21 protein-coding genes, 5 pseudogenes and 1 CRISPR repeat array are annotated in these 26016 nt (G+C 37.3%); of the genes and pseudogenes, 7 read left to right on the top strand and 19 right to left on the bottom strand.

The window, feature by feature from the left end; all coding sequences use genetic code 11:
* Positions 1 to 3: 3 nt before the first annotated feature.
* The 3 genes from BO26_RS20165 to BO26_RS20155 are packed head-to-tail and all read right to left on the bottom strand — an operon-like array spanning position 4 to position 3240.
* Positions 4 to 471: a Mov34/MPN/PAD-1 family protein gene (locus tag BO26_RS20165; protein ID WP_036774602.1), complete on the bottom strand. Its 468-nt coding sequence runs from the start codon at positions 469 to 471 to the stop codon at positions 4 to 6.
* Positions 464 to 2200, bottom strand: coding sequence for a ThiF family adenylyltransferase (locus BO26_RS20160; RefSeq protein ID WP_036774600.1), 1737 nt, complete (start codon positions 2198 to 2200; stop codon positions 464 to 466). Before BO26_RS20160 ends, BO26_RS20165 begins: the two co-directional genes overlap by 8 nt.
* Positions 2197 to 3240, bottom strand: a complete 1044-nt coding sequence (locus BO26_RS20155; RefSeq protein ID WP_036774597.1) for a nucleotidyltransferase domain-containing protein — start codon at positions 3238 to 3240, stop codon at positions 2197 to 2199. Before BO26_RS20155 ends, BO26_RS20160 begins: the two co-directional genes overlap by 4 nt.
* A gap of 785 nt (positions 3241 to 4025) precedes the next feature.
* Between BO26_RS20155 and BO26_RS20150 the strand changes: the two genes are divergently transcribed.
* Complete coding sequence (locus BO26_RS20150; protein ID WP_036774595.1) at positions 4026 to 4910, top strand: IS982 family transposase; 885 nt, start codon at positions 4026 to 4028, stop codon at positions 4908 to 4910.
* A gap of 41 nt (positions 4911 to 4951) precedes the next feature.
* Here BO26_RS20150 and BO26_RS23335 read toward each other — a convergent pair whose 3' ends face one another.
* The 13 genes and pseudogenes from BO26_RS23335 to BO26_RS24545 all read right to left on the bottom strand — a co-directional run bounded on the left by BO26_RS23335 (position 4952) and on the right by BO26_RS24545 (position 14326).
* Entirely contained in the window at positions 4952 to 5530 is a 579-nt protein-coding gene (locus tag BO26_RS23335; RefSeq protein WP_477707057.1) for a DUF1983 domain-containing protein, read from the bottom strand.
* Positions 5531 to 5613: 83 nt separating this feature from the next.
* A pseudogene (locus tag BO26_RS20140) lies at positions 5614 to 7260 on the bottom strand (TipJ family phage tail tip protein); the annotation flags it as partial.
* Between the two features lie 107 nt (positions 7261 to 7367).
* A complete protein-coding gene (locus tag BO26_RS20135; RefSeq protein WP_051691082.1) occupies positions 7368 to 7901 on the bottom strand; it encodes a DUF4760 domain-containing protein in 534 nt (177 codons plus the stop codon).
* 304 nt (positions 7902 to 8205) lie between these two features.
* Positions 8206 to 8805 (bottom strand): tail assembly protein, encoded by a 600-nt coding sequence (locus BO26_RS20130; RefSeq protein ID WP_036774593.1) that lies wholly within the window; start codon positions 8803 to 8805, stop codon positions 8206 to 8208.
* Positions 8799 to 9512 carry a C40 family peptidase gene (locus tag BO26_RS20125; protein WP_201771295.1) on the bottom strand — a complete coding sequence of 238 codons (714 nt, stop codon included), beginning with the start codon at positions 9510 to 9512 and terminating at the stop codon, positions 8799 to 8801. Before BO26_RS20125 ends, BO26_RS20130 begins: the two co-directional genes overlap by 7 nt.
* Positions 9513 to 9514: 2 nt before the next feature.
* Positions 9515 to 10258: a phage minor tail protein L gene (locus tag BO26_RS20120; RefSeq protein ID WP_036774589.1), complete on the bottom strand. Its 744-nt coding sequence runs from the start codon at positions 10256 to 10258 to the stop codon at positions 9515 to 9517.
* Positions 10255 to 10599: a phage tail protein gene (locus tag BO26_RS20115; protein ID WP_036774587.1), complete on the bottom strand. Its 345-nt coding sequence runs from the start codon at positions 10597 to 10599 to the stop codon at positions 10255 to 10257. Before BO26_RS20115 ends, BO26_RS20120 begins: the two co-directional genes overlap by 4 nt.
* Positions 10600 to 10710: 111 nt before the next feature.
* Positions 10711 to 11001, bottom strand: a complete 291-nt coding sequence (locus BO26_RS20110) for a helix-turn-helix domain-containing protein (protein ID WP_011146759.1) — start codon at positions 10999 to 11001, stop codon at positions 10711 to 10713.
* Positions 11002 to 11003: 2 nt separating this feature from the next.
* Positions 11004 to 11315: a type II toxin-antitoxin system RelE/ParE family toxin gene (locus tag BO26_RS20105; protein ID WP_036774586.1), complete on the bottom strand. Its 312-nt coding sequence runs from the start codon at positions 11313 to 11315 to the stop codon at positions 11004 to 11006.
* Between the two features lie 236 nt (positions 11316 to 11551).
* The gene (locus tag BO26_RS21740) at positions 11552 to 12253 is read right to left on the bottom strand and encodes an ORF6N domain-containing protein (protein WP_051691081.1); all 702 of its coding nucleotides are present in this window, start codon (positions 12251 to 12253) and stop codon (positions 11552 to 11554) included.
* Positions 12254 to 13352: 1099 nt separating this feature from the next.
* Positions 13353 to 13439 (bottom strand): annotated as a pseudogene (locus BO26_RS24740) (DNA translocase FtsK); the annotation flags it as partial.
* A 53-nt stretch (positions 13440 to 13492) separates the two neighbouring features.
* Positions 13493 to 13681 (bottom strand): annotated as a pseudogene (locus BO26_RS20085) (KilA-N domain-containing protein); the annotation flags it as partial.
* A gap of 102 nt (positions 13682 to 13783) precedes the next feature.
* A complete protein-coding gene (locus BO26_RS24545) occupies positions 13784 to 14326 on the bottom strand; it encodes a phage tail assembly chaperone (protein WP_081861958.1) in 543 nt (180 codons plus the stop codon).
* Positions 14327 to 14375: 49 nt separating this feature from the next.
* Here BO26_RS24545 and BO26_RS24355 point away from each other — a divergent pair, with 49 nt between their 5' ends.
* On the top strand, positions 14376 to 16427 hold the full coding sequence (locus tag BO26_RS24355) for a phospholipase D-like domain-containing protein (protein ID WP_236637661.1): 2052 nt from the start codon (positions 14376 to 14378) through the stop codon (positions 16425 to 16427).
* Between the two features lie 1110 nt (positions 16428 to 17537).
* Positions 17538 to 17696, top strand: a pseudogene (locus tag BO26_RS24735) (DUF1889 family protein); the annotation flags it as partial.
* 45 nt (positions 17697 to 17741) lie between these two features.
* On the opposite strand, the pseudogene BO26_RS20060 reads toward BO26_RS24735, so the two are convergent.
* The 3 genes and pseudogenes from BO26_RS20060 to csy1 form a co-directional block, all read right to left on the bottom strand.
* A pseudogene (locus tag BO26_RS20060) lies at positions 17742 to 18116 on the bottom strand (IS630 family transposase); the annotation flags it as partial.
* A gap of 6 nt (positions 18117 to 18122) precedes the next feature.
* A CRISPR array of direct repeats spans positions 18123 to 19232; the repeat unit is 28 nt; unit sequence TTTCTAAGCTGCCTGTGCGGCAGTGAAC.
* Between the two features lie 118 nt (positions 19233 to 19350).
* On the bottom strand, positions 19351 to 19734 hold the full coding sequence (locus tag BO26_RS24540; RefSeq protein WP_036774584.1) for a type I-F CRISPR-associated endoribonuclease Cas6/Csy4: 384 nt from the start codon (positions 19732 to 19734) through the stop codon (positions 19351 to 19353).
* A 58-nt stretch (positions 19735 to 19792) separates the two neighbouring features.
* On the bottom strand, positions 19793 to 21148 hold the full coding sequence (gene csy1, locus BO26_RS20050) for a type I-F CRISPR-associated protein Csy1 (RefSeq protein ID WP_036774582.1): 1356 nt from the start codon (positions 21146 to 21148) through the stop codon (positions 19793 to 19795).
* Positions 21149 to 22014: 866 nt separating this feature from the next.
* On the opposite strand from csy1, the gene BO26_RS20045 reads away from it, so the two are divergent.
* The 4 genes from BO26_RS20045 to BO26_RS20030 form a co-directional block, all read left to right on the top strand.
* On the top strand, positions 22015 to 22683 hold the full coding sequence (locus BO26_RS20045) for a PAS and helix-turn-helix domain-containing protein (protein WP_036774580.1): 669 nt from the start codon (positions 22015 to 22017) through the stop codon (positions 22681 to 22683).
* 132 nt (positions 22684 to 22815) lie between these two features.
* Positions 22816 to 23517 (top strand): helix-turn-helix transcriptional regulator, encoded by a 702-nt coding sequence (locus BO26_RS20040; protein ID WP_036774579.1) that lies wholly within the window; start codon positions 22816 to 22818, stop codon positions 23515 to 23517.
* Between the two features lie 1261 nt (positions 23518 to 24778).
* A complete protein-coding gene (locus BO26_RS20035) occupies positions 24779 to 25474 on the top strand; it encodes a PAS domain-containing protein (protein ID WP_036774578.1) in 696 nt (231 codons plus the stop codon).
* Positions 25475 to 25522: 48 nt separating this feature from the next.
* Positions 25523 to 26016: PAS domain-containing protein (locus BO26_RS20030; protein WP_036774576.1), on the top strand; the 494-nt coding region annotated here is incomplete at its 3' end.

Genomic DNA, 26016 nt, shown 5'->3' with positions numbered 1-26016 from the left:
ACCTCAAAACTCGTATCGGTTAAAAATTTCCCCATCAAAATAATAAAGTGCTTTTTTTTCAGTACCTACTATTATAAAAAAAAGCAGGCGATCTTTATTACGCTTTAAGCATGCTTTCCAGTCTTTGATATCAACCGACGAGGCGTGGGGGTTAGGTTCTGGATGTGTATGCCACGTACCAAGATAAACAAGCTGACCACCGGAACTCTCAAATAACGCATTAACAATCGCCTGATGTCCTGGATCTTTCAAAGTGAAGCCCCTTCTTGAGTGGATATCTTGTTCCCTTGGTTCAGTGATTTCTGATATATGATAGTAAGCAAAATCAATACACTTAGAACCTATCAACACCCCGAAAGCTTCATGAGCATCTGGGTCTATTTGTCGATACTTCTCCCACATACTTATCACTCCTTTCGGAATAAGTACCTGAAGCTCAGAAGAAACCACTTCAATTGATAAATCATCCATTGCAAATATCGCATTCATTGTTATATAACGATAAAATTTCAAGCGAGCGCGTAAAAGCATAATACCTATCACTAACTAAGAAGCCATTATCAATAGCCTCATCAGCTTGTCCTTTCCAGCTCACTTTTGAAGATTCGTTCACTCTTTCCAGTAGATATTTAACTGCCAAATCCGCAGCAATTAATGATGTTTGTGTTGAGGCTATATATGTATAGGGTAGAAAAGCATCACCACAACCGGCGTGATTTTTTGTTATATCTTGGTTATGCTTTAAAAAGTTAAGATTAGATGCAAGCCCTCTTGAAAGATCTTTTGGGTTTACATATGCACAACGTAGACAACCAAGTTTACTCGGTATATCTAATGTAGCATGTCCTCCGATTCCGTAACCTTCAACCCATGAGTTAATCATCGGTACCTTAATTTTTTCTTTTAACAAGTAATCATGGAAAAGTCGCTCATGTGTTGGTGAACCGATTGCGATTATAATGAGATCATATTTCGTAAGAAAATCTCGTGATCTCAATTGTAATAGCGTTAAGTTTTTCGCATTGATACTTAACCAAGGATATTTGTGAGTCAGACTTGCCGACAATGAACTAACTTTAAGATAAGATACAAAATTAATTGGTAGAATATGTCGATATAAGTTTTCCAAAGTAAAATAATCTATATCACATAATGTGATATGACCAAGACCTGATGCTGCAAGTTTATCAGCGATATCCCCCCCTACAGATCCACACCCTACTAATAGCACTTTTTTGTCTTGTAGGCGTTGCTCAGCCCCACTTCGGGGCATAAGTCTCTCTTTGTTAAATAACGAAACTTTTATTGCTTTAAGTTTCCAATCCTGCAAATTAGCACCAGTCAAAGGTAAATGTTTTTTTCCATTGACAGAACTTTTTAGGGAAAAATGAATTCCAAACCATGTTCTTCCTGATGAGGTATGACCATTAAAAATAACCCAAATTTCACGGACACGCTGTTGTCTATATTGATTTTTGAGTTTGAACAAAACATCTGCATGTAAGGATGACAACACTGATAAGTACCATTCACCAAGTTCATTTTCCGTCCATGGAGCTGGTATAAGTTCATTCAGTGGTATGATATAACCCAATCCATCTGCCTGATTCCTTTTTTTCAATTGGTTAGCAAGCAAAGAAATTGTATTCTCTGAAGACCAATTTACCGGATGTCCCAAATAGTATGTAGCAAGCCCCATTTGGACTCCCGCCCGCGGCTTTAAAACTTTTAGTATTTCTAATTCACTACTTTCAGATAGGCATATGAAATTACTTTCTGTATTGCCAATAATACTCAGCCAACCAGCCTGAAATTCTCTCAGTAATTCTTGTTTATTCCATTCAGGTTCCATTAACGCACGTGTTAATAATCTAATATGCCTATTAAGAGATTCGATAAAAGCCAACTCAGGTTTTTCATAATTCACAGACACAGAATCTGGCACATTGACACAGATAGTTGCAAGATTAACATCATGAAAAACAGTAGTATGGGCTAATCGATCAAAATGTGAAGGTTTGTTGAGCAAGAATTCTGGCATTTGATAAAGCTCCCTCACATAAAAATGGAGTAACTCTACCTTATGATCCCCTATTTTTTGCTCAACTTTAAGTGCATTGATTTCATCGGAGTTGTAAGCAACTGCGGATACACAGTACCCGCAGTTAGTTAAACATTCCTTAATAAATGAGTAGTTCATGCGCCTTGTGATGTCCCTACCGCTCCAGCGGTTGCAAAAACAGTTTTTGCACTCGAAGATCCTGTAGAATTTGAGGATGTAGATTCTGGAAAGTCTTCGCCAAATACACTACGAAGCAGATCACACTGTTTTGATTCATTTTCTTCATTTGCAGTTTTATCAAGAATATTCAGTAGTGATCTCAGTTTGTTACGGAATTGTGTTCCAGTATTAGTACTGCTTTTATAAAAAATATCTCGCCGAGGACTGACTGGCAGTAATACTTTGACTTTATATATATCCTCCTCCACTTCGGTGAAATAGCCACCACAATTTAATATGCCATATAACGTTGTCCTAAGTGCTAATAAATCATCAGGAAAACCCTCCGTATTGACTGAAGATTGAAATTGTTCCTTCACCATCACTGCGATACCAATGGAGAAAATTTTCTGACGTACTTCTTCTTTAAATTTGAAATTTCTCCAGCGCTTCAAATAACGAACAATACGGCGGTACTGAGCAATTTTTTCAGATTCATAAAATCCATATTTGTCGGAACGATTAATCCAGTCGATTAATTCATGAGGTGCTGCTGTGGACCATTCCCTATTGTTTTCATCGGAATGCCTCTTACCAATAGCAAGTTCATACTGCTCATTTTCATATCGACGATAAACAGGTATATCGATATGCAAGTTTTCTGTTTTATAATCAGCTGTCACACAAGGCTTTTTAATTTTTGCATTCTTAAATTTCCTGTTTTCTAGCACTTCTAGTACAGCTTCCTTCGGTATGATTGGGTTATCAGGAGCCAAACTTACTTCGATGACTATTGCTCGATCTATATCGAAATCCTGGCCTTTTTCTTTAATAGCAGTATGAGTTGCTAGTGATCCCTGAATGAAATCTTCGATGATAGGATAACCGTCTTCCTTAAAACGAGCTTTAATATCTTCTGTGATACTATCATCCTTTGAACGAGCATTTTTATATTCTGGATCCTTACGACCTAACTTGATTGCTTTATGGAATGTATTAAACTTGCTTTGAATACTCATTGTAGCTCCGCATTTGTTGTGAACGATTGTCATATTGGGCAGACTCTTTTAATTTTCAATGGGAAAGCAACAAAAAAATAAATCCAACCTTATTGGTATTTAAAATATTGTGATTTGCATCTTAAAATTATTTTCTGAATGTTATTTATGTGCCACATGATACCAACGTGTTTATGCTGTTCATTGATACAGGTGAATAATGCTCTCATAAGCATTAATAGGTATCCTGTGATTGAGCATTAAAGATTAAGCTTTACCATATATATAGCCTGTATGTATAGTCATGATTTTTATTAAATCAACTAGTTAGATAAATAAACAAGCACAAACAAACGAGGGGCATTAATAGGGGCATAAAAATAAATTACAAAAATAATTTTAATATATTCAATTAATTACTTTCATTTACTAGTCCCGCCCTGGCACCAAATAAAAACTTGCTGTAAAACAGTGAGTTAGGAAAAAGAAAAGGCCACCGAAAGGTGGCTTTTTTGATTTCTGTGATGACATGAAAATGGTGAAGTGGCGGCAAAATGGCGGCACCTTGGCACCACTGTGTAAATATACATTATCTATTTCAGACAATCTCTTCCCCCTCAAAACATCATCAGAAAAATATTTTTCACATAAAAAAACACATCTGAACGAATCATAATGTGCTTTTTATGATTTTTTATTCATTTGGTCTAATCAACCCGAATTCTGGATAAGAAATTGACGAGAAGCCTGTTCCAGGAGCAAAGTTTTGGTGCAGACCCAAAAACAGCTCCGAGGTGGAACAGGCTATGGACAACTTAGTTGAAATTTTCTGTGATGTCGATGATTTTTGCCGTTTTTTCATCCCTCAATGGGAACAATTTTGTCTCGATAGCGGGCATCGTTTACGCCGCCGACAAGGTCACATGTCTCCCAGTGAAATCATGACCATTTTGATCCTTTTTCATCGGTCGCATTACCGGGATTTTAAACATTTTTATTTAGAACATATTTGGAAATATCACCACAACGATTTTCCCACCTTACTCAGCTATCCCCGTTTTGTCAGTGTGGCCCCTTCCGTTTTGGTGCCACTATCCAGCTATCTGACGCAATTAAAAGGAAAACCCACAGGCATTGCTTTTATTGATTCCACCTGTTTGAGTGTCTGCCATAACATTCGCATTCCTCGACATCAGGTCTTTGTGGGGATAGCCAAGCGCGGAAAAAATTCAATGGGATGGTTTTACGGTTTCAAATTACACCGGGTTGTCAATCATCAGGGAGAAATTTTGGCGCTTAAAGTCACTGCCAGTAATGTAGATGATCGGGAACCTGTTCGCGAGTTAACAGCAGAATTAACGGGTTCTCTGTACGGCGATAAAGGTTATCTCAGTCAGGAATTGGCTGACGACTTAGCTAAAGCGGGACTCACTTTCATCACCCAAAAGCGCCGAAATATGAAAGCTCACCTGCAAGCTGAGTGGGATAAGATAATGTTATCAAAGCGTTTTATCATTGAAACGATTAATGGGCAATTAAAAACTATTTCTCAAATAGAGCATTCCCGCCACCGAAGTATAAAAGGCTTTCTGTTGTGCGTTTTAGGTGGATTGATTGCTTACTGCCTTAAATTGAAGAAGCCATCACTGAAAGTTTTCTACTCAGAAGAAGAGTTTTCAATGACAGCTTAAGCAGAATTCGGGTTAATTATATTGCGAGAATCTTAGTCTCGTTACAAACGAAATAACACTCGCGTTATCATCTGATAAGAAAAAACCTTTTCCGCCGTCCGTTGGATTAACATAAATCCCCATATCACCCATGTCCTTCTCCCGACTTTTACTCTGAGTATGTTACTTGCGTCATAAACAGCCAAACCAGTATTATCAAGCATAATCCGCGCGCCATTTGATGCGCTTCGCATTTCAAATGCCCCGTTTTTTGGTAACCGCCAGCCGCCCAACGGCCAATTATCAGACTGAATAACGTCGCCAATTTTCGCCATTGTGATAGAGCCATTTTTAATTTTCGCGCCATCAATAACAGCGGTACCCAGAAATGCTTCTTTAATGAACACTTGCCCGTTCCTGATGAAGAAGACAGACTCAAGCTTGTTATTCGTTGGATTAAAAACACCGAATGTTTCAGCATTAAAGCCAATATTTGTACTGACTTTCCCGTTCTTAACTTGCGCACCAATTACCATGCCTGCGCCGTAATACTGACCGTTATAGTTAACGCCAGCTTTTACGCTCCACGTTGCTGAACCATCGCCTTTCATGTTAAAAATTGTTGTTGCTTTCTCTTCAATAGCTGCGGAGTTTTCACCGACTTTTGCTGTAACAAGGCTAAGCTTCTCTGCAAGTGCACTGGTCTCTGTTACAGTGAATGTAGCATTTCCGAATATGCTGTAGTGACAGTAACGACTTTGCCGTTAACTGCTTGTACCGTTCTTGCTTCTGATTTGCCGGATGACAAATTAACTGACAGTCGATCACCCGCCTTAGCATCAGCAATTCTGTCTAGAGTAATGTTACGACCTGATACAGCACCAATACGGCCACCAATCACCCTGCCAGCCCGATCTCTATCAATAATGCCAATAATATCGCCAGGCAGCGGTATTTTACCCTCTAACCCAGTTGCAAATGATGCAGTTCTATCACTTGCATTAGTTAACAAAGCCCATCTCCCACGCCGATTAGTTTCACTCTGCCGCGTACACCCAATGGCCGTTATTTCAATCTGATTAATACCGTAACGACGAACCAATTTATTATCGGAAATAACTTCGATTACGTCATTATAGTGATTACCAGGATCACTATATGATACTAATGCTTGGGTGTAGCGATTACGTTGACTGCTACCACCGTAGTTAAACTTTCCATTGACTACAGAAGCATTAGCAAAAATACGACTAACATCACGCGGCATGTCAGCAACTGCAACAATTTTATTATCTGACCAATACGTCATTCCGCGGAAAATAGCGGCTAAATCACGTAATACTGTATAAGCCTCATTTTGTGCTTGTATATATACATCACACATAAAACGTGGCTCTTTTCCTTCTCCACCACGCCCATCTGGAACTAACTGATCGCAATATTGAGCGATTCTATATAATTCCCACTTATCGACATGGCTCGCATCCAGTCTGTCACCAAGCCCGTATAACTTACTTAATAAGAGGTCATAAAAAACCCAGGCTGGGTTGCTACTGTGCGCTAATTTAAATGTACCATCCCACATTCCAGAATACATGCGATTAGCCGGATCATAGTTTGATGGAACTTTAATTAATAATCCTTTTGACAGGACACTAATTTTGGGAATTCGATTATTAAATTGTTCGGCATTAAATGTAACGAATAAAAGTGCGGTATTGGGATAACGTAATTTCACGTCAATAACTTCAGCTATTGCTTGAATATTAACTTTATCAGCATATCGACCTGAATTTTTATTCGGCGTTAGTCTACGTACACGGATTTGCCAGCCAGTTGTCGCACTGGGTAAATCAATACGATGTGAGCGCTCATAAGTTGATGTTGTTTTTCCATCGAATGCCGCTTTAACTACCTGGTTAAATCCCGCGCCATCAGTGTTTAAATCTACTGCATATTCAATGCGATAACCCGTTGTATCTCCATTATCACGCTGCTGCAATAATTGCGGAACGGAAAACCTGACACGCACCGCTGAGAGCTGAGTGTTACTAATAGAGCGTATCCACGGCTGATCACTTTTAAGTTCCATTCCTATATTGATTTCATTATCAACACTCGGCATTCCCTTGATATATTCTTGATGCTGACTACCCGGGCGAAACTCCCATGTAACACCCTCGAAATTTCTTGATCCATCACTGTTTCCTATCGGCGTTCCATCTAAAAATATCCTTGTATCATCCAAACCACTCGCTATCTCACCATTGCTAACTGCAAGTAATATTTTTGCTGTAGATGTGGATAGCAAGTTATCTGGTGATTCAACAGGCGTGTGCCCTTTGCCACCACCGCCCTTTCGCCCCTGAATTAATCGTCCAACTTTATGGGGTCAGATCAAAATCGCGAGGCTGATTAAATAAAAAACCGCAATTAAGCGGCATATATGAAAAAACCCGCAATGTAAGCGGGTCTATTTTATTTTTTATTGATTTTCAATGGATCTGTTTGCCACCTTTTTGCAAGCCACTCATATTCTTGGTAATAAGTTTGGCTATTAAATTTCTCCCTCAAAGCTTTTATGAAAGGTTCTACTATCTCAAAGTTTTTAACTGCCGTGCTATATAGCACTTCCTTTAACATACATTCATCATAAATGTTATTTTTTACGTTAACTGAGACCCTTTCAAAGAAGTTAAGAAAGTAGTGAATTTGCCTTCTGTCTTCTGTACCCTCTTCTGTTAGATCTTCGTCATAGACATAAGACCTAAAGGACCTACCTGACTCATGGATCTTCCTGATGACCTTGTGGCCATCCCAAAAACCAAAATCACTTCTGCTTTCAGAAAGAAAAATAGCCGTCTGTGACTTTCTAGCTGTTTTTGAGTTACTTGTTATAGCACATATAGCAACAATTACACCGATAGTTACTGCAAACGCACTGACTATTTGAGCGATAGCCGTTGCATATTGCCAATTTTCACTAAGAATAATCGAACTTTCTGCTGCCATGTCATCACCCTTAAAAAAGCGGAGGCTTTGCTCCGCTTTTCACTTAACCCGTTCATTACTTGTATGTTTTGGTTGAAGATCAAACCCATTCGAATTCATCACAAATAATTCTTTTCATCATATAATATACCCCCTTTTTCCTCATGGGCATGGTTGCCGGTCTTGTTAGCAAATTGCGATATCACCATAGCGATATTAGTCTGATTGAACCTCCAGTTCAACAAATTTAACAACCCGAATTGTGCTTTTATTGTGCTATGGTGTATCAAAATGTTTCAGATTTAGGCCATCCCTAGCCAGCTGACTACTGTTGATCTTCGGTATATATCCCGGCTGAAATAATCGCCCCACCAATCTCACGGGTTCCGTATAACACAGGAGCGGGATTACCTTGCGCTGTGGTGTTAACCACACCACCAAAAGCATAAGAAGGTTTATTGTCCGCATCTTGTCGCGTTGATAAACCTGGCGGTTGTGGAGCTAACATTTGGACAACTCCACCCAGCGCCATAGCCGCACCACCCAATGCAAGTGCACCTCCCCACGTTCCCGCTGCGGTAAACGCCGCAGCCCACCCAGCCGGCCCCGTTAGCATTGCAGCACCAATAAGTGCGACTCCCAATATTGTTTGAAAGAACCCACCGCGCTTATTCCCCTTTATGATCGGAGCAATACGGATTTCTTCGCTGGTTGTTAAGTGAAGCTCTTCATTGCTAATATTTCGCTTGCCTTTAAATACGGCAAATTCAAGCCCTTTCAAATGAGCTTCATTTAAAAACTTTTCAAATCCATCACAACGCACGCACAAGGCTTTTATGGCTTCTTTCGGTGAATCAATTGCAATTATATGTTCACGCCCAAATTGCTTTCCAAGCGTGCCATAAAGCCGAACTGTTTTTAACATACCAATTCCTTATGTCTGACTATTTTCACTGTTCTGTCACGCCAGTAATCGCTATACGGAATAATTTGGCTTAACTGTCCATATAAGTGATGAAGTAGCATTCCATTGTTCACAAGAATACCCGCATGATTGGGTACATTAGCTTGTACTTGCATAATTACTATGTCGTCATCTTGTGGACTATCCATGATCTCGATAAAGCCCTCTTTCTGCCAGTTCTCCATATAGAGGTTTTCGCCCTCTTCCCACCAATAACGATCAACACTGTAATTATGCAGAAGTAAACCATGTTCTTTCTTGTAGTAATCCATAATTAATGACCAACAATCAGCATAACCAAGTACAAAAGCACGACCTGTTAATGGCCTGTCACCACGCGGCTTTATCATTCTGATATCACCCTCCGGCCATGAAACAATAACCCACAGAAGCCCGGTAGCATCACACTGCAAATAATCCAATTCACTTGGTTGCGTTGTCACACCATCACCACAATGACTATGAACAATCGCGGTTATTGTTCCCCAATCTTCTGCTTGGGAATAATCTTCTGGTGATAACTCGAAATGTTCCGCGGGTTCTTTTGATAAGTTACGGCAACGGAAATATTTTTCTATTCTGCCTTTTTGAGCAATAACACCACAACACTCATTGGGATATTCTGATTTCACATGCTCAAATATTGCAGCTATAGTTTTTTCTCTCATCATCACCTCGAAATCAAGCCAGATGCCGGGAACCCGCCGAAATCCAAAGGATTATTTTCACCAAACCGCTTTTTACAGTCTGACAGTAACCCACCACACTCATCTTTTGCCGGATCATCAGTTAGCTTTCCGTCTTTATCAAAATATTTCGTACCCGTGTAACCACAGCCGTTTCCGGTTCTGTACCACCCTCTCATACACCAAGTACAAATTGTGTGGATTTGCCGAGTTGGAATACGTAATCCTTGCAGATCAAACGGGCTAGATAATTCAAACTCTACAACTTCACCGGCTATCTCATGCGTTTTAGTATCAATATAGAAGACTTGCTTAAAGCACTCGTCAGGATTAGCCGTTGGATTGCCCTTTGTGAAATTTTTCGCGTCAAGATAGTGTGCAAATGTTTCAAATATCGTTACTTTTGCCTGTAACATATCTTCAAATTTCAAACAAAGAGAAGAAATAAGGCTATTAATATTCGAAACAATTAATTTTGGTCGCGGCGGTGAGCCATCACTTGATTTTGACATTCCGTCAATTTGATAAGGCCAAGCGCCATATTCTTTTCCCTGCCACCAAATCGATTTCGACTTAAGATCTCCACCAGCCTCTATCTCTTCTTCTGTGTGCGGCAAGTTGTGAGCATGGAACCGTAATACAGGACCGCCAAATTTACTTCCATCAACTTCAATCAATTGAATTCGATTACCCGGTTCTAACTTCTGTACGTCTGATGTAATGTTCATGCTGAAAATGCCTGTTCAAATGTTGCATTAATCGTAAAGGCTGTAGGGGATAATGGCGTCATAGTGATAGAACTAGCATCAACTCTGTAAAGCCCTTTCTGACCAAAAGGTGGTGTCCAGATAAAACTTTTAGCTGTGTGCTGTCTGATAAAATTGAGGATCGGTATTACTTCATCTTTATGCCCCGTATAAGTAAAGGGCCACTTTTGTGATTCTGAATTAATGCCAGTTACAGCAACTTGGGAATATCCATCACCAAACTGCACTTTTCTTACATTATGAGCAAACTCACCCGCTGGATTATTTTGTATCTGGGTTCGCCACTTGAATTCTTCTGCCATTTATAACCTCGTCTTTAAGATACAAAAAAACCGCAATTAAGCGGCGGTGTGGTGGATTTTAAGTAAAAAAGCCTCGCTGAAACGAGGCTGAGGAATTCCTATGCGCTCTATTTACATAGATAACGCCTTTAAAACATGAACCGGATCTTTCTCTATTGCCTTCAACAGGGCTTTTGCTGGTCCGGTTGGCTCACGCCTTCCCTGTTCCCAGTTTCGCAGAGTTCCTACATTAACGGAAATTAACTTAGCAAAACCAGTCTGAGTTAAACCCGTTGCCTGGCGAATATTCTTTACTTTTACTGCTTCAACGTGAGTTTCACGAGAGGCAGCACGCTCGCCATTAATAATTTCGTTCATCTGTGTCATGCTTTCAGTTAGCCTGGAAAATAACTTACTATCCATTGTTACCACCCCTCATTTAGTGCTCTCAAGACTTTCTTTTCTGATTCACTAAGGTCATCCTTGATACCTTTTTTGTAAATCAGTAACAGTCTGATGTGTGAGACATCTACTTTATAGTAATAAATAATACGCACACCACTCCGCTTACCTTTACCCCTAGATGCCCATCTGACTTTACGTAAGCCACCAGTGTGTTGGATAACATCACCAGCAATAGGATTGTCTGCGAGATATTGCTGAAATTCACGATATTCATCGTCACTTAACAACTCTTTACAATCTTCAGTGAAGATATGGGTTTCAATAAATATCATGTCTTAGTGCGCCATTGGTGTACATTTTGGTGATAATATACGCTTTGTTGGGATAAGTCAATGGCGCACATATAGCATTATATATCATGTGGGTATATTTTAAATTTGCCATCCTTGCGCTAGGGTTATGTGGCTGGATAATGGTTATGAGAACAATTTAGATAAATCAACATCATGCACCGCCAACCAAGCTTCGGCAGGCCATGATTTCACAGTACCGTAACGATCATCAGGCACTATATTGGGCTCAACTTTATTTTCCTCACACCATTTTTAAGAGATTGCCACTTAAATTTTCGCTTAGTGATTCTTTCAACTGTTAAAATGGTTGCCTGATTTTTACTTTGACCTAAAAGATCAGCCAGCTTATTTCGTTCCCGAACCGCAGCCGACGCAGTAGCCATTGCCGTCGCCTCTCTCTTATGACCAATCCATGCTTTTGTTTCGATGGCCTTATCACGTTCCGCCGTGATAACAGCTTTCTCTTTTTCTGATTCCAAAAGAGATTCCAGTGCCTCAATGTAATTATTGGGTAATCTCATCTGAGGCATTTCACTACGGACACGGAAATAGGTTTCTTCCAGAAGCTCGTAATAATCCCAAGCCTGATCGGTTTCAAGCATCTTAGCGTGGCGTGATGCATCTCTTTCGGTCCATAAAACCAACTTTGGTGCCCTTTTATCAACTACTCCTCTTAAAGAAGGTAAGTTCTTAAATACCTTTAACTCCTCACCTTCCAAACGAAAATAATGTTTACCCTCAATGAATCGATCTTCGTTTCTAGTGAAGTTTTGCTGAATATGTTTGGTATTCGTACCATACCCTTTAGCTAAAAGCTCAGTAGTAATGACACGCTTATCTTGATAGGTAATCACAGGCATATTTACACCTTGACACGTGACAACTGATCCCTGATTTGCTACATTCACATCAAACATATTTATTTTCCCCTTAACAAGGTTCCATAAAAAGCCAGTAGCGAAAATACTGGCTTTTTTCTTTTGTTGATTAGATGAAATTTAGAAAAATCCATGCGCAAAAGCCCCGATGCAAAAGTTGCATAGGGCTTTCCGCGTGAATCTAGGCTATGAAATTAAAATTGATTAATTAACGAAATAATTTCTACTTTAAATTAAAATAGATAATTCATTTCTGTGATATTACTGCAACATATTATGAGTATCCCCGCAATTCCATCAGGTGCGCCAACAATGCAAGACGAATCTTGGAAAAAGCGACCGAGCACATTCAGATTAAACAAATTCAACTGGATAATTGGCTGGTATTGCACAGCCTGAGAATCTCTAACTGCCCATTCTAACCCCCACCAAGCCAAGGACGGCTTAATCTACAATCACAAGTGCAAGGCACCGCCCAAGCTTTGGCGTCACAGTACATCATGTGGATTGCATTACCAGAACGTTACTTGATCAATATGTTCAGCAAAAGGCATTCCATCTTGCCCATACATATGACGCCCTAGCTGAATATACTGATATTTTTCTTCTCGACTGGCCTTCGATTCCTTAATGTTGTTAACATAAATAAGAAATCTTAAGTAATCTCCCCCGTCCCTTGGGATTTGTCCAACTTGGGATGCCATAGTTCCTCGGGCATTTCAGGCATATCTATCCCTATATCTTTCCATTTCTTGGCCTCTGGAGCCCATATCCCCTGCCAGTCCTCCTTAACTATTTTAGGCAATTTATGCGCCGCCTTACACTCTATCCTTCCATGCTGAGTAAGTACCTTTAAAGGGGTTCTAACCTGCATGGTTGCTGTAAATCGATAGCCCCGCAGAAGATCACCATTTATATCATTATTTAACTCCTTGTCCCTTTTCTGCTTATTTGCTAAATATTCAAACGGTGAAAATGAATTAACTATGAGGATTTTCGTTCCATCTTCACTATATTTACCTGTATCCATTAACCATATGACAATTTTCTTACTTGTTATTGCTTCAAGCATACGTTCATGTTCAAACGGTGATATTTTCACTTCATCTGATTTTTCTTCATACGGACGAATATCAACTGGCGGCCCCAATACTTCTCTATTTCCATTTACTCCTAGGATGGTTACCACGCCCAAATATTCCATCTGTTCGACAATCCGCGCGGATGAAGCCACGTTCCGCCACCTCTATCCTTTCTTGCCCTGCTTGTTTTTACATACGGGATTTTCCCGTATCTACGTTCAAGCGCTTGAATATACGATGATGTTTCAGGAAGTCTTAGCCAATCATTGGGATATTTCTCAAATTTGTCTGCTGCTAGCGTTGCATTAATCCATCCCTCATCATTAAAACGAATGGGATAACCCTTGTCACACAGGAATACCAGCCCCAGAAGGCAGCCAACCACTGGCAGAGTCCTCAAGGGTGCATTTGTGAAAAGGTTCTGGGTTTTATCTGATTCGTGCGTGTGAAGCACATAAAAGAAAGCCTCAGTGAATACCGAGGCTCATTAACTATTTTCTGAATGCATGATTATCAGAGCTTCACGCTCCATCACTCTAATATCATTAAACACAGTTGCGCGGTCATTTACACCAATTAAATCCATGACTGAATGTAAAACATTGTAATCAAGTCCCGTTGCACCCGCAGCGCCCATTCTCCATTGCGTAGACATGGCTTGAAATGTTAAAAATGACTCCCATACATCCGGCAAAACTTCAACATCATCAGCGATATCACCCAGCATTTCTAATTCAAATTCAGATGGAGGTTTTGTATATAATGCTCGCGCAACTGCAATTAGTTTTTTTTCTCTAAATAAACCAAGAGAATTACAATATGTGGTTATTATTGCTTCAAAAGCTTGGGGATAATTATCTAATAATGAATCCAGGTTTTCTTTATTAAACTCGTGTTCTTTAAACCCCCATCCACTTACAATAGACATAATGAATTCATTGTTTGTTATTCCTTCCCGTTTTCCCATTTCCGTTAAAAACGAATGAAGGCTTCTATCTTGTTCTGAACTCTGACGGAAGAGTTCCGGCATCTTATTTGCTCAATAGAAAAACATCATCCCTTCCAGAAATAGTCACTGGTTGACTCGATTAAAAGATCCAACGGTTAGAATAAGATTCTGGAAAAATATATGTAGAATTACAAATGCTATCGGTTTACTTCACGCGCAAGGATTATTGCATCGTCATTTAGATGAAAACTCGATTCTTACATATGAATATGAATATGAATATGATGATTATAATGATTTTCAACTAACCGGTTTTGAGTGGTCAATACGGATGCCAACTCTCACCACTTCTAAAATAAAACCAGTAGGTGAGCAAAGAAAAATATCAACTTTTGCTACAGACTGGATCGACTTGGGAATATTGATATCAAAATTTCTAAAAATAGATTTAAGTCAGATCAAAAATCTTAGTTTCTCGGCAGAACACTTCATATCCAATCACGATTTAACAATAAGTGAAGTAACAATAATTCGAAGTCTTTTGGGTATCCAACCTATACAACAAAATGCTATTAAAGAACTTCTTAGTGAAAAAGAAATTCTACATTCTATTGATCGTATAATTAATGAGCTTACCGAATTTTATAAAAAAACAAAAAATATACATGGAGTAGCAATAAATACTAAATATGAGCAAACAAATAATAACAAAGAAAAAAAAGATTTGTTTCACTGCATACAAAAGACATTCTATGATAAAAATAATTTCACAATCTCAAGAGATGACTCTGAAATAATAAAGGATTTTGTGTGTGATGATCTATCTGATTCACCTGTGTTATTTGTAAATACTTTAGAAACGAACCTACACGAAGTAATATTGAAGGGAAAAGAACTCTGTTATGTTCTCACTCCATTCCAACCAGATCATCGAACTAAAGATAAAACATGGGAATTAGGATATTCTCAATATGCATATTTAGAGCTGCCAGCTAGATTTTTCAATAAAGAAAATTATATTGAAATCAATAGCAATAACATTTCTTGCTTTACTCACTATGAAGCTAGAAAATTCTTAAGTAATAATGATGACTCACTAAATTTAATACCATGGAATCTTGTATTCGCAGAAACAGGTAAAGACAAGAACAAAAGGAATGAAAATCATCTAAAATTATTAGAAGGATTAACAGCCGTACATATTGCTAATATCGCATATGCCAAGGCCGAGATTTTCCCTGTGGACAACATTAGTGAAGACAGTGAGCCAGATAATGTTAGCTCATGGATTTTAAAATTTGTGCCAAGGCACGATGAAGCAACTGAAGAATTATCAAAATCACTTGGTATAGAATCGCCTTCAGTAAGGCTTGAGAAAATTATAAACAGTAGTGACAATAATGACAAACTATCCTGGAGTCTTGTGAATAACAAAGACTTCAGTAAAGTCGATGATGAAATTCTTTTAGAGTTTTATGGCTATGAAAATGACGCTAACAAACAAGATATTTACAGTTTTATATCAAAAAAACCACTTCCGGAATGGAAAGAGTTTTTCATTGTCCCTGATTCCCTTGAAGGAACATTACGACAAATCACAAGACATGCTAATACTTTGGACATGCTCGAAAATCATGTCGAATTAATGAATGTAATTACTTCCCCGCAATCACACCTTCTAGTAAATAATGAAGAAATTATTGCAAAAGATATAATAGCTTCATTGGATGAATCAAAACAAAAAGTTTTTTCCAATAATATCTCAAAGTTAAGTAAATATAATACCGAACCCCATGAGAATCGATTTGAAGAGCATTTCATTGATGAAAGTGAATTTAGTATAATATCCGGAGCAGAAAGCCATCGTGATCATTTGATAGATATGTTCGATAATGCTATAAGCAGAATTATCATACACTCGACCTTTATACAGTTAAAGAACTTTCAAATGATTTTTCAAAAATTAGTTTATTCTGCTCAAAGAGGTGTACAAGTTGATATACTATGGGGACAAGAAGAACCTGACGATGAGAGAAATATAGGAAGTTATAATCAATTTCTTAGTGGACTTTCTGTTTATAGAGAAGAAATAGTAAAGCTTGGCCTAACTTCACTTTTCACTATACATTCAGATCCAACTGGCTCACATGCAAAAGTTATTCATCTCTTAGTGGAGGAATAAATACTCAGCAACTTGAAGAAATAAGAAATTCACTAAGAACAAATGGAATTGCTTTAGAAAAAAAGAAAGATCCTATTTCTCATGCAAAGATACTATCTTGGGATAATGATCATATTTTAATTACAAGTCTTAACTGGTTATCAGCATCAGCTTATGGAAACCCATATGATGAATTGGGTTTCTACATTGAGAAAAAAGGTATCTTCTCTGTAATATCGAACAACTTTTAGATAATTTGCTGTAGACCCTTTACCAAGGGTCTACAGCTGTAACTATAACTCTATATATTGAACTTCACGAGGATTATTAGATGTCAGTACATATTACCATCATAGAGATCACCTTATAACATTGATGGAAATCAGTTCATATCACTTTCACAGAACCGTTTTTAATTTAACTTTACTGATCTCCATCGGTCAACGCGCTTTATATTTTCGCATAGATTCGCCTTTAAGTTCTATCTTGATACTGCTGTGAACCAGACGATACAGGATAGAGTCTGCGTGAGTTGAGTTGCCTATCATTAATTGGCTCATGCAGTTCTGCCGGTTTTATGGATATAGGAGAAAAAACGCCTGAGGGGCGGGTAGCCCTGAGTGTATCGGAACTGTGTAAGTTGTTGTCAAAACTGATGGGAAAGGTAGGAGAAACTCTAAAACAGATTTTATATTGGTCAAACTGGTGGCGGCGATATCAATATAAAGCCCAGCAATATCATTCTCAAACTATTTGTATGTTTTTTGTCTTGATATTGTTCTAAAAACGTTCTCGTGGTTACCCTGCTCCGCTCTACAAGGGAGTTGCTACCCCAATCTTATTTAAGATTTATTGTAATCGCTATTTAAACTGTTAAAATAATGAACAACTATCTTGAATACTGTTTTTATGGTGTAATATCAATATTATGTTGGATTAGTACAATACTTGGTAAAATATAAAATTACTTTTTTCTTGATAAAGAGCAACATATGAAACCTATCTTAAACAGAGCACTAGGAAAATTTAATAGTTTATATCCATCCAGATCTCTTCCTCACCCTTCAGATGAAAGTTACATAAAAGAAATTTTGAAGTTTCTCAAGTAAGGAAGAAAACGAGTTAACTTCTTATGACATATTTTTATTTGGAAATGATAATAATTGGGAACATCAATTCACTAAAAAAGTTGCAGAATGGGCAGATAAAATTAACTCTGGTGGGCGAGTTGTTATTAAAAACCCAAGATTGGATGAAAAAGTTAAACAAGAATTATGTTCTCTCAAATAACTAGACATACAATCTATGTGTCTTTATATCTATACCCAAGAAACTTCAAGATGCAGTTTTTAGCACCTGAAAATGGTCATTAATTCTCGATGTCAGCGAGTCCGCTATATCCGGTAGCGTTGTGGTGAAAAATTTGAACACTTTGTCTCGAAATTCCTGTTTATTAGCGAAATAACGGTTATTTCGAACCTGTTCATTCATGACCTTCCATAATCGCTCTATCGGGTTTAAATTGGGGCTGTAGGGAGGAAGGTAATGTAACTCAATATTGCTGATATAAGCCCAGTCCTTCACCAGATGCGCTTTGTTGTAACCCGCCCCATCCACAATAAGATGAATTTTTTGATGATAGTCAGGATAAGACTTTCTTATTTCATTGAAAAAACGGCAAATGCTGTCGTCATTGATGTGCAGAAATTCGTACTTTTTCTAAGCTGCCTGTGCGGCAGTGAACAAAACGGGGCACGTATTCCGATTATGTACCCTTTTCTAAGCTGCCTGTGCGGCAGTGAACGTGTTGATAGCCCCGTCAGAGTGGAAACATCAGTTTCTAAGCTGCCTGTGCGGCAGTGAACTGACTGATTTGCGCAATTCGATGCGCCTGAACTTTCTAAGCTGCCTGTGCGGCAGTGAACGCGATGTCGGTAACTTGTCTCGCCTTGAGAGATTTCTAAGCTGCCTGTGCGGCAGTGAACCTGCCAGTGTGCCGAGTGGAATATCAGTGTATTTTCTAAGCTGCCTGTGCGGCAGTGAACGAGACAGATTCGTCGCGCCGTGGGGATCAATCTTTCTAAGCTGCCTGTGCGGCAGTGAACGTGTTTTAGGGAACAGTACAGCTAGGGTGAGATTTCTAAGCTGCCTGTGCGGCAGTGAACAAGATGTACGATGATTGCTTGAACATTGCTAATTTCTAAGCTGCCTGTGCGGCAGTGAACAATGACTCATTGTTTGATGCTTTACGCAGTGCTTTCTAAGCTGCCTGTGCGGCAGTGAACCGTATGGAAAACGCAATGGAACGCAAAACTAATTTCTAAGCTGCCTGTGCGGCAGTGAACAATGACTCATTGTTTGATGCTTTACGCAGTGCTTTCTAAGCTGCCTGTGCGGCAGTGAACCGTATGGAAAACGCAATGGAACGCAAAACTAATTTCTAAGCTGCCTGTGCGGCAGTGAACATGACCTGAGCAGCTTCAGCGGCAGCTTTTGTTTTCTAAGCTGCCTGTGCGGCAGTGAACTTTCATTACAATAAGTACTACGTAGATCAAGCTTTTCTAAGCTGCCTGTGCGGCAGTGAACCGATCAACATTTTATTTGGACAATCTGCAAGTTTTCTAAGCTGCCTGTGCGGCAGTGAACCAGATGCTGGAACGCAAGCAGGGACGTTTGAATTTCTAAGCTGCCTGTGCGGCAGTGAACGTTAATCAATACAATAACCCAGAATTTGTCTGTTTCTAAGCTGCCTGTGCGGCAGTGAACGTGTGTTGTGTCGTAATAGCCCTGGCTATCCGTTTCTAAGCTGCCTGTGCGGCAGTGAACAGTTAGGAAACAATTATAACCTACTGATTATTAAAAACATAGTTATAAAAAGCGGAAAAAACCCTTTTTATTAGCAGTGGCCAATCCCTTAATAAAATCAATAAGTTATAATTAGTCGCTAAAAAAGGGTCAAAACCAAAGGAACGGTAGCGGATGAACTTAATCCATAAGAGCTGAAAACGTCTAACGTTGAGTTGTCTTCTATTAGCCCTTGTTTGACAAACAACAGAATATCATTAATACGGTGCGGGCTTTTCCATTCACCTACCCCATAGATTGCTTCTACAAAGCAATATGGGATATTGAGATCTCGAGTTTTCTCCACTTGCTCAGCAGAGTATAACGGCAATATTGCCTGATAACCTGTCAGTAGAGGAACTAAATATCCAGAATCTGGTTTGAGAACATATTCCCAATATTCCGGATCACCAATTTCAGGTTGCTTATTCTCTTGTGTAGGAATACGCCCACATATTAATAGTAAAAAAATCAAACCAAGCATCAATCACTGCTACCTGAGAATCATCATGTTTTAACACAGAGTAAAACAATCAAATAACTCATAACGGTACTTCTGGTAATTCATCTTCAAATTCACGTAGGCGTTTTTTAAACACAGAGGCCCATTCATGACACTCAGATAATTCCATTTCTAACCGTTCATGCTTTAAATTCTGATTCAACCAGTAACTAAAATCGGCGACTATTTCTTTTTGCCAGTCACCTCTTTCACGTTCAGATCGGAACTCTTTATCCAGTTGACAACGATAAGGATCAAGCCAAAGCTGTTGAGCTCGTTTTAACTCACAATCATCACTGGCACTCCAGCCTTTAATTTCAAACAGATTTTGTATACCAGCAACATAGTTAAATAAAATATCAATAACTTGATCGACAAATTCTTGACGAAGTTTTCTAATCTTTCTATTATTTTCGATATTTTGAACAACAAATAAATATTTCTGCATTTTTCGGGTAGTTTCACGAACTAATGAGACAAACTCACTACGCCGTTCAAAAATAGACTTTCGCTCCATAGGAGGTCTGGTAATATTTAGCCAATTGGGCGAAGCACAAGATAAAAGCCAAATATTCCCACGTCGTACACTGTTAAGATAAGAGATATTTTGTGGCTTAGCACCACCAAATTTTTGTACTACAGTATTGGGGTAAATCACTCTGGTTCCTGGATGCCAACTTTCCTCTTTTTTGGCTTTATTAATTTCCTTGGATAATTCACCAAAGCGAGTTTTAATGATACGCTGATACATAGCGTCTGCCAAAGATGATGAAAATAGCGGACCTAATAAATGATATTCGTCACATTCACTATTTACCGGGAAATAAAGCTGTTTTGCTAGTTTATGAGAGGAAAGCGTTTCATCTGCCAGAGCTTGCCGAAATCCACTTACCCACTGTTCAAGTTGCTGTTCATTTTCCGCCAATTCAGCCAATGCCGAATAATCCCCCCTATTCAAGCACTTCAACAATGAATCTTCTTGGTATTCTGTTTGCAGAAATTTTACGACATTAAGATATTCCGCATTCGCTACTATGTCGATTGCTGGTTTATACAAGGCAGAAGTAGAAAGATACTGAGTATTTTCTCTTGCATTTGGCAATACTGAAAAAATACTACTTCCTTTTGCATTACTATGAGTATATTTCGGAACATGTGTCGCTCGACTGATTTTTTTTGCATGGTTTGCAGCATTATTCAGCCAATTTCTAACTTCATACAACTCTTCTTGTTTCTTGCGCTTTTCAGCTAACTCTTGCTTAACTAGCGTAATATCCTCCATAGCGGTTAGCTTTGCCAGTTTCTTTTCCTCATTTTTATCAAAAACCGCCAGCTTTAACCGTTTAATACTTTCAATATAATCTACAATAAATTGACTCAATTTATTTTCATACATAGGCTTTTACCTACCTTATCAAAATAATAATCTGGGTACTCGCTAAATTAGCACACGAAAACACAATTTGGCACATCACTACTGACCAATAAATATTCCAGCCCTGCATTCATCACCCCTAACCAGTGTTTATAGTTTATTCTGTTCATTCCCTTTACCAAGATTTTTCCTCTGTATATTTCACAACAAAATACCTGAAAATCCCCCTATTTTCATTCCTAATTATTGCTGTGGTAATGAAAAATAGGGTATTAATCAAGTCATGGCATTAAACTTGTTTCTTCTGTCAATCCAAGACGAACGAATATGCTCATAAAACACCTCATCATCAATAGCATATTCATTAGATAGTTTATTTCTTTAAATGTTCAATTTATCTTAAAAAAAGAGCACTTCTTCCTTACTCAATGAAATTAAATAGTTTACATCTATGAATAATACCTCATAGTTACATTCACTTATATTTAAAATCAATTTTTCAAATAGTAATAAGACTTTACTTTTACATAAATTAATTGTAATCAGTAAACAAATCAGTTAAATAATTAAAAACTGCCATGTCAAATATACCCACCTTATTTTCCACAACCGTTCAATCTGTCTTAATAGGACAATAGTACAGAATCTTTTAATTGATAAGTAATTATTTCCTCTTGCAGAATAAGATACTGTTAATTATATTGGCCCGGTTTACCCTAAATGTAACCCACAATGGAATATATAATTAAGCGATTCTCGTAATAAAAATGTCGATAATAATTATGTTCCCGAAAAACTTGTCATTTATGGTAGTAAAGTATTAGACTGATTGTATAACTCAAACATAGAAAACTTAGCACCTAAAAATTGAAAAAAGGAATTATAATATGAGAAATGACGTAACCATATCACCTCAGATTATTAACACATTAACAGTAAGTAATGAACCCTGGGGAATCAAAGACAAGAATTCATGCTTCATTTACGGTAATCCGGCATTAAAATCTCTTCAGAATTTTTCAAATTCATTTGATTTCGAAGGGCATTATGAAAATGAACTTCCCTGGGATAGTGCTAAATTTGCAGAAGAATTTATTAATCATGATAAAAAAGTAATGGAAAAAGGACAAAGCATATGTTCACTGGAAACACATGTATTTGGCAAAACGCAAACGCTATCATCTTATTTTTTTGAAAAATCACCTTTTTATCATGATGATGGAAGTTGCATGGGAGTGATATATCATGGATGGAAGGCAAAAGACTACTCATTATCCTGTCTGCATCAATATCACAACAAATTACCTGCATCGATTATGTTCCAACCACCAACGGATCTTTTTACTCAGCGTGAATGGGATGTCATTTTTCTTTTTTTACAGAAAAAAACTAAAAAACAGATTGGACAGATATTGGATATTACCTATCAGACTGTTGAATCTCATATGGTTCAGATATATCGGAAAATAGGCATTAACTCTAGCCAACAACTAGAAGAATATTGTCGAGTCAATAATTTTCATCACTATATCCCAGAAAGATTTTTACTGTATTAAATTACGTATTAATTTCTAGTTTCTATATACCACCTTTTTCCATTATTAATGGAAGAAATAGCCAGCTTCATTGGAATATATTTTTATTTACAAATATCATAGTCATATTCAATAATTTTTCAAAGGTTATTTATGCGTCAACCAGGATGTAAATGTAAAAAATCGTCTATTATTACCTCTCAGTTAACAAATACATGGGACAGAAGTTCCGAGCCATGGTTTGTAAAAGATAAAGAATTACGTTTCATTTATGCAAATACAATGTTTATTAAAGCCAACAAATTACCTGAAAATTTTAATGTTATCGGATATTCTGATCAGGAATTACCTACACCATTTAATTGTTTTGCCCACCTTTTTGAACAGCATGATCGTAAAGTCTTAGAATGTATGCAACGGATATCATCTATTGGGATTTATCCTCAAGGCAGCTGTCAACAGCTTAAATCCTATTTTTGTAACAAATACCCACTAATGGATGAAAATAACCAATGTATTGGAATAATATCTCATGCCAAAGAAATAGACTATTTTGCAGTATCTCATTACCTCAAGAATAATACCTCTATATCTATTCGGCTTAGGCCACCTAACAATATATTAACAAAGAAAGAATGGATTATCATTTTTCTATTCTGTCGCGGTATTAGTAATAAATGCATCGCCGATGAAATGAAAATTTCATGCCACACTGTAGAAAAATATTTTGAATGTATCTATAAGAAACTATCAATCAGTTCAGCTATTGAATTAAGGCTATTTTGCAAAGAAAAAGGTTATGATACATTTATCCTTCCAAAATATTTTAAACCCATAGGCCATTTCTTATTATAAATGTTCGAGTTTACTTTATGTATTTTTATACCTGTTATCTTTCAAGTTGCCTCTTTGTTGGCTGCACTCTCTCACCCCGGTCACATAGTTATCTATGCTCCCGGGGATTCGCTCCCTTGCCGTCGCGATGCATCTTGAAATCTATTGGGTATATATTGGTTATTTGATTAACCTAAATTACTAATGAGATATGTATGGACTCGACAGAGTAATTTTATATCAATAAATATAATTTATGATTTTCATATTATATCGTTTACTTTTTGTCAACGATTTTCAACATCAGGGCAAGAATTGATAATTATAAAATACAATCAGCCAATATCTCTGGCCTAACACTACTCGTACTTTACTCAATATGTTGTCAGGTCATCATAATAATATAATTAACTTTTTTGGTATATTTTTTTATAAATGCTTTTGCGATAGATAACATATATACCCAATAAACTTCAGGTTGCTGCGCAGCGAGATCAGGTTAATTTTTTCGTTAAAATTTTTATTACGCCGGTGCTATCAAGATAAAAAACCATTAATAAAAACCACAGGATTAATGAGGTAAAGCTCAAATTGTTACAGATATTTAAATGGAGTTTTAAATGCAACTTTATCTTTCATAACTATACTATTTTAAGTAAGTTTTCTATTTAATTATTCTTTAAAAATTAAATTCAGAAGAATGCAGATAACCTTAACTTTATTTAAGTATAGCCATTTAAGATGCGCATAAATTCAAACCCACTTTTCCAACCTAAAGAGCTTAACAGTCAATTCCACCGCCATATTCAACAAAAATATTATCGAATTACGATACTTAGAATGTTACATTTAAGAAGAAAAATTTAACTAATTGAATGCTATTTTAATGAGATCCACTTCCTCAGCATTATTCCACCCTAAAGGGAATAATTCATTTTATTTCATCATGTTATATGTACCTGTTATCCAGATAATTCTTGCCTGTTCAATTTATGACGGAACATTTATGACACAGATCACTTATTGATCAATAGATTAAAAACCCGAATCATTAACCTGACTACTTAGTCAGTAAAACAAATAATTTTCATATAAAACAATATTAATTGTGATATTTATTATCATTGAACATTTCTTTGCAAAATAATAAATAATTTAATTGATAAATATATGTATTTTGACGAGTGCTTTATTATATTCTATTATATATCCAAGCTATTTTAAGTATAATCAGCGAACAAACCTCTCAAATAACGTCTTATTTAATAGTGTAGGAATCACAATGAAAAACATAAGAAACAAACCCAATAATATCACGCCACAATTAATTTATACGTGGGAAAGAAGTGATGAGCCATGGGGAGCTAAAGATCTCCAGTCAAGATTTATTTATGCCAATTCCGCTTTTTATCGACTACTCAATCTGCCTGAAGATTTCGATATTACAGGGCTTTCCGTCAGTGAATTACCGTCACCTATTGCGGAATATGAAAAAGAATTTAGCCGTCAGGATCAAAAAGTTATTCAAACCATGCAACGAGTCACTTCACTAGAAACGCATCCAGTTGGAGAAAATCGGGTTAAGCAAACTTACCTCTGCAATAAATATCCGCTTTGTGATGAAAAGGGTGACTGTATTGGTGTTACCTTTCATATATACAAGACACAGGATTTTTCTGTTTCTTATTATTATGAAAAAACATTGCCAGCAACGCTAAAGTTTATACCGCCTAACGACATACTGACTCAAACCGAATGGGAAGTTCTCTTTTTAACTCTGCGCTCAGTGGATGAAGAACGCATCAGTGAAGAATTAACGATGAGCACAGATGATGTTGTTAATCATATTCAGTCTATTTACCAGAAATTTAACTTACCGAAACATAAAGAACTAACAGATTTCTGTAAGGAAAATAAATTTGATCTTTATGTTCCAGAAAGATTTATCACTATTGGTAGCATAGAGCTAATAAATTGACTATAAATCCCAATATTAAGGGTTAAACTGTAACAATGGAATGATAATATGAAGAATAAATTAACCATCTCATCCCAAGTAATTAACACATTGCAGCAAAGTAATGATCCTTGGGGAATAAAAGACAAAAATTCATGCTTTATCTATGCTAATCAGGCACTAAAGTCTCTTCAGAATTTCTCAAATTCTTTTAACTATGAAGGGCATTATGAATATGAATTACCCTGGGATAGCGCTGAGTTTGCAGAAAATTTTATTGCTCACGACCAAAAAACGATGGAAAAAGGGGAAAGAGTATGTTCTCTTGAGACACATGTATTTGGTAAAGAACAAATTCTGTCATCTTATTTTTTTGAAAAAACCCCTCTTTATCATGATGATGGTAGTTGCATGGGGGTTATGTTTCATGGTTGGCAAGCTATGGATTTTTCATTAACCCGTCTATATCATGGAAAACTGCCGGCATCCATTATGTTCCAGCCACCAACCGAGCTTTTCACCCAACGGGAATGGGACGTTATTTTCCTCTCTTTACAAAAGTA

Source organism: Photorhabdus australis DSM 17609 (assembly GCF_000711895.1).
GTDB classification, from domain to species: Bacteria; Pseudomonadota; Gammaproteobacteria; order Enterobacterales; family Enterobacteriaceae; genus Photorhabdus; species Photorhabdus australis.
This window is presented reverse-complemented; position numbering and strand designations above follow the sequence as displayed.